The following is an 8,212-nucleotide window of genomic DNA, read 5'->3' as shown; positions in this document are numbered from 1 at the left end:
ATTGAAGAGGTTGCGGATACGAATACTTCGGCAATGAATTTATATAACAAATTGGGATTTGAAGAGTACAAAAGAAAGCCTCTTCCAGAAATTAGGGCTAAGAAAATTGGAATCAATAATTTTTTATCTTTGAAATACGTAAAAAAGTAATATATATTTCTTTAAGATAATGGAAAAAGCAAACTTTTTACCAACTTCATCATTTAGAAGAGGAATGTAAAGTATTGAACTTAAACTAGAGGGAACTTAGAGAAGGAAAATTATTTGATTTTAATATTAAGATCAAGTTATTAGTTATTCGATTTTAGGGCGCGATTATGTAATAAACATCCCATTCTGCTTCAACTATAGGGGGCTTAAGCACAATAACTCAATAAAATTGTGAATAAATGTACATAGACTATCGAGCAATAGAGTTAAAGAAAGGATGTTTAATAACGATAAGGGGGGAATTATGAAAAAGGCGTTAATTACTCTAGTAGTTTTAGTTGTATTAGGTGTTGGAATTTACTTCGTTATAGGGTTATTTAATAATAATCCGCCTTCACCAACTATAACTTTTAATGAAAAGAAACTAGAAGTGGCACGAGGTTCATATTGTTGGGATGGTTTATTTAATTCTATTTGTGCCGATACAATTTCTCCGCCAAGGCTAATTGAACATCATGAAATTAAACCCGTGATTGTATTGCCTGAATCTGAATTAAAAATAGAATTTGAAAAAGAACCTAATGTAAATACATTGGGAGTAAATAGATGGCTTAATGATAACGAAGTGGAGGACGTTTCGTTAAATAATAATGTTTTAATAGCACCAAAAGAAAGGTGTTTATATTTACGATGCCCATGCAAGGTGGGAAAAGGGAAGTTCGAGTTATGCTTTTGTAATTGAGGTTAGATAAGGCTTATTGAAGTAACATGTGCTTTAGTTTAACAAGACATAGTAATTATGATCTTCCACAATCGGGTGCGATTCAGTAAAAAGGATCAGCGCTCATTTTCAATTTTAGGCCATTATGTTGAATGATTCAAAAATAATAATTGATTGACTTGACTACATTTATTAAAATAGGAATATATGTTCGAATTTGGGGAGGGGAAATTTTATGGAACTTCATTTTTATAATGATAGATTTAAAGATTCAATTGAACAATATACCTTATCAGAGGAACAACTTAGTTTTACTGGTACTCCTAAAGAATGCAATGAACTTTCAAATATAGATCCAGAAAGATATTCTATATTAGGTATTGAAGGTGAACAGTTAGTAACGTTTTTTGTTCTACATAAAAATGAGGGAGTAAAGCCTTATTCAAATAATAAAAATGCGTTATTATTAAGAGCATTTTCAACAGATTTTCACCATCAAGGTAAGGGATATGCAAGACAGTCAATAAAATTATTGCCTGAATTTGTTAGGTCATATTTTCCCGAAATTAATGAAATTATATTAGCTGTGAATCTAAAAAATGAAGTCGCACAAGGATTATATAAGAAAAACGGTTTTGTAGATGAAGGTGTAAGGAAGATGGGAAGAAAAGGCGAACTTATTATTATGAGTTACCATTTAAAACCTTTAAATGAATATCAAAATTAAATTAATATCTTAAACAATCGGGAGCATTCCTTTAACTGCACCTCAAATGTTAGACACGAATCTAACATTTTGGGGTCACTTCAAAAAAGGATTGCGCTTATTTTTATTCTAGGGTTATATTGTTGAACAATTCCTAGATATCTATGTTAAAGTTTAGGAGAGATTGTGAAATTTTGTACTTAAAGTAACGCTACAGGTTAACATATGTAATTCCAAGATTAAGTGGTGACTAGGTCAATATTTTAAAAAATGAAAATGAAGGGGACGTTTGATATGTCTAAAAAAATATACATTATCCATGAAAATGATGATTGGACCTCTCATTTAACAAAACGATTGGATGAATTAAACCTGCCATATGAGGCATGGCATCTTGATAAAGGGATCATCGATTTAACTTCGTTACCGCCAGAAGGGGTATTTTATAATCGTATGAGTGCGTCCTCTCACACAAGAGATCACCGATTTGCACCTGAGTTGACTGGTGGAATTCTTGATTGGCTTGAATTCCATAATCGAACTGTTTTTAATAGTAGTAATGCATTACGTCTTGAACTTAGCAAAATTAAACAATATACAGCGCTTGAAGCGAGTGGAATTCGAACTCCAAAAACAATTGGTGCAGTGGGCCGCGAGCAAATTATAGAAGCTGCTGAAAAGCTAGGAACAGCCCCATTCATTACTAAACATAATCGGGCTGGTAAAGGACTTGGAGTCCAATTGTTCCAAACTGTTGAATCATTGAAGTTACATGTTAATAGTCCTGCATTTGAAGAGTCTGTAGATGGAATTACGCTTATCCAGGAGTATATCCAATCACCAGATTCCTATATTACAAGAGCTGAGTTTGTAGGTGGCAAATACGTTTATTCTGTAAGGGTCGATACGTCAGAAGGATTTGAGCTATGTCCAGCGGATGTATGTCAAATTGGCGACCTATTTTGTCCTGTAGGAGAAGAAGTAGAAGTAAGACCTAAGTTCGAAATTGTAGAAGATGTCGATCGTGATTTAATCGAACGCTATGAAGCTTTTCTAAAGGCTGTTAAAATTGATGTTGCCGGCATTGAATTTGTAAAAAATGCCGCTGGTGAAATTTTTACGTATGACGTCAATACAAACACAAACTATAATTCAGACGCAGAAGCAAAAGCAGAAAAATATGGAATGCTCGAGCTTGCAAAGTTTCTTGGAGAAGCTTTGGAGAGAATATAAGTTTGACCGCAGGGACATGGTTCCTGCATTTTTTTTTGGCTGCTAAGATTGTTGACAAAAGAGTTTAGAATAACTTCAAATTTTATACTGAAGATGAATGTAAATACCTTCAAGCCTAGTAAAAATCGTAGGAAAAATTAGTTGCATTTAATGTGAGGAGTGATTTTTCGGTTAGTCTATTGGAAAACACATTCCAAATATCTGTAATAATCCTACTCTTATGTTCATTCTATTATTAGAGGGGTCCCGTCAGGAAGCGCATTTTCCTGACACTCCCCCCTTTCTGTTATGACATAATTAACAATTCGAAGTATAAAAGTCAAAATGAAAGGAGCGACCAATGCAAATTTGTAGAACAGCTGTCAAAATCACCGCACATAGATGGTTAATCCTCTTCACGTAACAGAAGGGCTTCCTTTCCCATGACCGCAAGCTCAATGGTTTCAAGCGTTTTGCAATAATTCCCGAATATATCTCCATTCACATCGACTTCCTTATGAATATAGTCCAGAACATGCCAATCCTCAAACCAGTCGCCGCTTTCTGCGTCTTCATGAGTAGAATTCGGCCAGGAGTATTTTAACGGTGGGCTGTACAACCGGTCGGCGGCACCTTTTCTCAACTTACAATTCTTGACCCGAGGTTTATAAAGGGAACGGGGAAAAAATTCGTTTACATTGTTAAACAAATCGGGCCAATAATCTTTTCGTGAACCCGTATGGGGATGATCGTGCGCCCATTTCAAAACGCCAGCTGAAATATTTTTTCGCTGAAAAAGAAGAGCATACAATCTTTTTCCGAATAAAATTCGTTCGTGAAGCGAAGTGAAATGGCGCGAGGTAGCGCCGGCAAGTAAGGCTTGTTGCCTATCTTCCTCTGCACAGTATGGAAAAAGAATGTGATTGAGACGCAAAAAATCATACAACTTGAAGCTGACCGTACCGGTTACGGTTTTTTTAAAGTGATCATTTTGGATCAATCTTTTTTCCAAATAACTTTGTTCATTGATCACAGTCGCAATCGTAAGAGTGTAGGAATCCCCACTGTTCCAAAAATAACGCCACATCGTTTCCATAAAGGTGGAAATGTAAAAAAAGGGCAAAAGGTGGAACATTTCCTGGTTGGCTTTCACACTTAGGTCATAAATCAAACACTGGGGATACACATCCTGAAAAATCAACCAGCTGCCGCGTTCCAAGAAAGAATAAATCGCCTGCTGATCTCTTTCCGGGAGAAGTTTTGTCAGCAAGTCCCCTTTTAAATCGGTCATATTCCAGCCAACATTCCGCGATACCATATGTCCAAGAAAGGCCCAATGGATTTCTGGGTGCTCAAGGTAAAAATTATAATAAGCCTGAGTCCGTGTCACGTTGTTTTGATTATGTTGTTTTGTCTGTTCTCTTATATAGTAAATACGTTGTTTATCGTTTTCGGATAAAGAGGGCAGGAGGCCGGAAGATTTACTTTTTAATTTTTTTTTCAAATCCTTTTTTATATCCGAATAGGAATTAAGCAAAAGTAATCATCCCTTATCAATATTTCATTTGAATTGCGTCCGATTCTCCCATAAAGAAATGCATATTCATATTGTTAGAAGAATATGAATACAACGTGAGTATTCGAAAGAGGGGGGTAACATGAGGCATCGGGTACATGCGGAAATGAACCGAATCGTCGATCAGGTCATTAGGGACCAAACAGATGACGGGTCCTGGCAATATCCTTTCGAAACCGGCATCGGAATAGACTGTCACATGATTATCTTATTGCGGACATTGGAGATAGATGACGAGGATTTCATAAAAGAACTGGTGGAACGTATTGCAGGGAAACAGAAGAAAGATGGTTCATGGGGATTGTTCTATGATGAAGATAAAGGGAATCTTACGTCCACAGTGGAAGCTTATTATGCCCTTCTTTACTCCGGTTACAGGGATCGGGGTGACCCGGATATCAAGGCAGCAAGAAGGTTTATCCTTGCCAACGGAGGGGCTACGGAAGTCCATATATTTTTTAAAATCCTGCTGGCTCTAACCGGACAGTGCGAGTGGCCGCCTTTCCCCATTAAGATTGAAGTGCTGCTTATACCAGACTCCTTTCCAATCAATCTTTTTGACATCTCCGTGTATGGCAGAACGAACATCATCCCGTTTCTAATTCTGGCCAATTTGGGTTTCAGCAGGAGAACGGAACGGTCTCCTGATCTCTCTGATTTGTATCTGAAAAGAGAAAATCATTTTTTTACAGAAGATTCGGAATTCCGCTCGGTTATTGATTTGATTCAAAAAGGACTGAAAGGGCTGAAAGACTATCCCGGAAACCTTCGCGAGTTAGCTTTATATCGCGCCGAACAATATATGCTTGATAGAATAGAACCGGACGGCACCTTTTGTAATTATTTCGGTTCAACTTCTATGATGATTTTTGCCTTATTGGCGAGGGGATATTCGAATACACATCCGGTGATTACCCGCGCCTTGCTAGGCTTAAAATCGATGACCTGCCGGATTGATGGAGAACTTCACTGCCAATATGCGACGGCTACGGTCTGGAACACGACGTTAATCAGTTATGCTCTGCAAGAATCCGGAGTCCCTTATTCATCGAATACCGTCCAGAAGGCAAACCGATATATCCTTTCCCGGCAACATGTCAAATACGGGGATTGGATCATTCATGAACCGAATCTTTTGCCGGGAGGCTGGGGCTTTGAGGACATGAATACAATCCATCCGGATATTGACGACACAACGGCTGCACTAAGAGCGATTCGAACGTTGGTCATCGAAAGGGTGGATTGTCGGCAGGCATGGGATCGGGGAATCAACTGGCTCATTTCCATGCAAAACAATGATGGTGGATGGGCGGCATTCGAAAAGAATGTGAACAAGAAACTATTGAACCTATTACCGATCGAGGGCGGAAAAGATTTGTTGATTGATCCTTCGACGGTTGATTTAACGGGAAGGACATTAGAGTTTTTCGGGAACTATACCCATTTGGATTTTCATCATCCCATTGTGAAACGCGGGATTCGTTGGCTGTTAAAGAATCAAGAGTCGGATGGTTCTTGGATAGGGCGCTGGGGCGTCTATATTTATGGCACATGGGCGGCGGTAACGGGAATGGTTGCGGTTGGGGTTTCCCCGAATCATCCTGCCATTCAGAAGGCTGTAAACTGGTTAAAAGCCATTCAAAATCAAGACGGAGGTTGGGGAGAATCCTGTAAAAGTGATATCGAAAATTGTTATGTGCCTTTGGGCGAAAGTACCCGCACTCATACAGCATGGGCCCTTGACACACTTATCTCGGCCGCGACTGAAGTGACACCTAACATTAAACGCGGCGTAGCTTTTTTAGTGGATAGAAAAGAAAAAGATTGGACAAATACCTACCCGAAAGGAAGAGGAATGGCGGGAGCCTTTTATATCAATTATCATTGTTACGAATACGTTTTTCCGTTACTGGCCCTGGCCCATTATCAAAAATTAGCTGAAGGAAGCTAAACAGGTATCTGTGGATTTAATAAGCTTTCAAGTGACTACTAGCATATTTTTATAGTCTGTCCCATACAATGAACAAAACTACAACATGACAAGGTCTTGATGAAAAACAAATTCTTTCCGAAGCAGGAGGCAAAAGATGCTTGAAACTCTCCGCCAATTTTTCGATCTTCATACAGTTATTTGGTTGTTTCCAATCATTTTTATTTTCCATGACTTAGAAGAGATCATGACCATTGAATCGTCCATGAATGCACACAAAAACAGAAAAGCTCCCTTCGTCAAACTAACATTAGAAATGAGGGAAAAACTTGGATCGACCGCTGCCCAACTTTCTATTTCGGCTACATGGATTTTGCTGATTATCTCATTCACTACATTGATGACTGCCCATTCCTCATTAAACGGAGGGGGCTTTCTTTTATATACAGCCATACTCAATTTGTTTATTCTTCAGGCGATCATCCATATTATTCAGTCCATCTTTTTCAAAGGCTACACACCTGGCATCATAACGGCGCTATTCCTTCTTATCCCTTACGCTCTTATTGCCTATGACCGATTGTTCCAATCCGGCCTGATAGACGGGCATTTAATTTTCGCAAGTCTCCCCGTTAGCCTAGTTATGATTTTTGTTTTTCTTGTTGGCAATCTTTTAAGCCGATACTTTATAAAATAGTTGCAGGTGGTGAGTACATTGCATGTTGTTATAGCGGGAGGAAGCGGGTTTGTAGGTCAAGCCCTGACTCACCTGTTGACTCAAAAAGGCCATCGAGTAACCATATTAACGCGTCTTCCTGATCATAAAAGAAGAACAAGTGAATTCGTTCATTATGTTGATTGGCTTTCTGCAGATCATCAACCTGAAAACGAACTTAAAGATGTTGATGCGATGGTCAATTTGGCCGGGGAATCAATTAATAGCGGACGGTGGACCCAAAGTAAAAAAGAGGCTATTTTGAATAGCCGTCTTACATCCACAAAAGAGGTCATTCGAATTTTGAAACATCTTCATCCAAAGCCAAAAGTTCTTGTTAACGCTTCAGGTGTAAGTTATTACGGGATGTCAGACTTCAAAACGTTTAATGAGTCCTCCAAAAGTGATGCAAACGATTTTTTGGCCAGTGTTGTCAAGCATTGGGAGAAAGAAGGGGCAATGGCGAAAGAATTAGGCGTTCGAACGGTCTGCGCGCGTTTCGGCATCATTCTAGGTCAAGAGGGTGCCTTTCCGCGAATGGTGCTAACGTATAAATTGGGTATCGGGGGGACAATCGGCAGTGGGATGCAATGGATTTCTTGGGTGCACATTCAAGATGCGGTTGAGATGGTTTACTTCGCCATCATGAACCCTGAAGTAGATGGACCGTTGAATGTGACCTCTCCTCATCCAATACGCATGTCATCATTCGGACAGTCCATTGCAGACGTCCTTCACCGCCCATATTGGCTCCATGTTCCTGGGGTTGTAGTAAAAGTAGTACTTGGTGAAATGAGTCAGTTGGTATTAAAAGGGCAGCGGGTACTCCCTCAAAAAGCACTTCACCACAATTACTCCTTTCAATTTCCAGACGTAAAAAGTGCACTTTCTGATATTCTAGGTTAAAGATACATTGCACCGGAATGAAGGAGGAAACTTATAATTAAGCTTTAATCATGACAGTACGACGGGCCCTCCCTGCGTTGAATAGCACGCCGTGTCCTTAATCAGCTGTTCGTAGAAAACACTGTCTGGCATTTGGAGAGAACTTTTTTGCATATGGTGTACCGTCAGATAAACGTGGAATGTTGGCGGTACCCCAAAATAAAACAGTTATATGGAATTAGGGTTCTATTTTGAGATAACCCTTTATGTGTACTCTTACTAAAAGGCACTTTTCTGTAATAAGGAAAGCGTCTTTC

General features: G+C 39.1%; 7 protein-coding genes. 6 read left to right on the top strand and 1 reads right to left on the bottom strand.

Annotated features, from left to right (window positions below; translation table 11 throughout):
• Positions 1-454 precede the first annotated feature (454 nt).
• From V7164_RS02930 to V7164_RS02920, 3 genes are all read left to right on the top strand, one after another.
• On the top strand, positions 455-892 hold the full coding sequence (locus tag V7164_RS02930) for a hypothetical protein (protein ID WP_335353363.1): 438 nt from the start codon (positions 455-457) through the stop codon (positions 890-892).
• A gap of 214 nt (positions 893-1,106) precedes the next feature.
• Positions 1,107-1,598, top strand: coding sequence for a GNAT family N-acetyltransferase (locus V7164_RS02925; protein ID WP_335353362.1), 492 nt, complete (start codon positions 1,107-1,109; stop codon positions 1,596-1,598).
• Between the two features lie 273 nt (positions 1,599-1,871).
• Positions 1,872-2,810 (top strand): ATP-grasp domain-containing protein, encoded by a 939-nt coding sequence (locus V7164_RS02920; protein ID WP_335345200.1) that lies wholly within the window; start codon positions 1,872-1,874, stop codon positions 2,808-2,810.
• A 385-nt stretch (positions 2,811-3,195) separates the two neighbouring features.
• Here the strand turns inward: V7164_RS02920 and V7164_RS02915 are convergent, their stop codons facing one another.
• Entirely contained in the window at positions 3,196-4,326 is a 1,131-nt protein-coding gene (locus V7164_RS02915) for a DUF2515 family protein (protein WP_335353361.1), read from the bottom strand.
• Between the two features lie 121 nt (positions 4,327-4,447).
• On the opposite strand from V7164_RS02915, the gene shc reads away from it, so the two are divergent.
• From shc to V7164_RS02900, 3 genes are all read left to right on the top strand, one after another.
• Entirely contained in the window at positions 4,448-6,316 is a 1,869-nt protein-coding gene (gene shc, locus V7164_RS02910) for a squalene--hopene cyclase (RefSeq protein ID WP_335345198.1), read from the top strand.
• A 136-nt stretch (positions 6,317-6,452) separates the two neighbouring features.
• A complete protein-coding gene (locus tag V7164_RS02905; RefSeq protein ID WP_335345197.1) occupies positions 6,453-6,992 on the top strand; it encodes an HXXEE domain-containing protein in 540 nt (179 codons plus the stop codon).
• 18 nt (positions 6,993-7,010) lie between these two features.
• Positions 7,011-7,916: a TIGR01777 family oxidoreductase gene (locus V7164_RS02900; RefSeq protein WP_335345196.1), complete on the top strand. Its 906-nt coding sequence runs from the start codon at positions 7,011-7,013 to the stop codon at positions 7,914-7,916.
• The last annotated feature ends 296 nt before the right edge of the window (positions 7,917-8,212 follow it).

The organism is Bacillus sp. JJ1474 (genome assembly GCF_036965225.1).
Taxonomy (GTDB): domain Bacteria; phylum Bacillota; class Bacilli; order Bacillales; family Cytobacillaceae; genus Cytobacillus.
The sequence above is the reverse complement of the archived record's forward strand: the minus strand, read 5'-3'. Positions and strand labels throughout refer to the sequence as shown.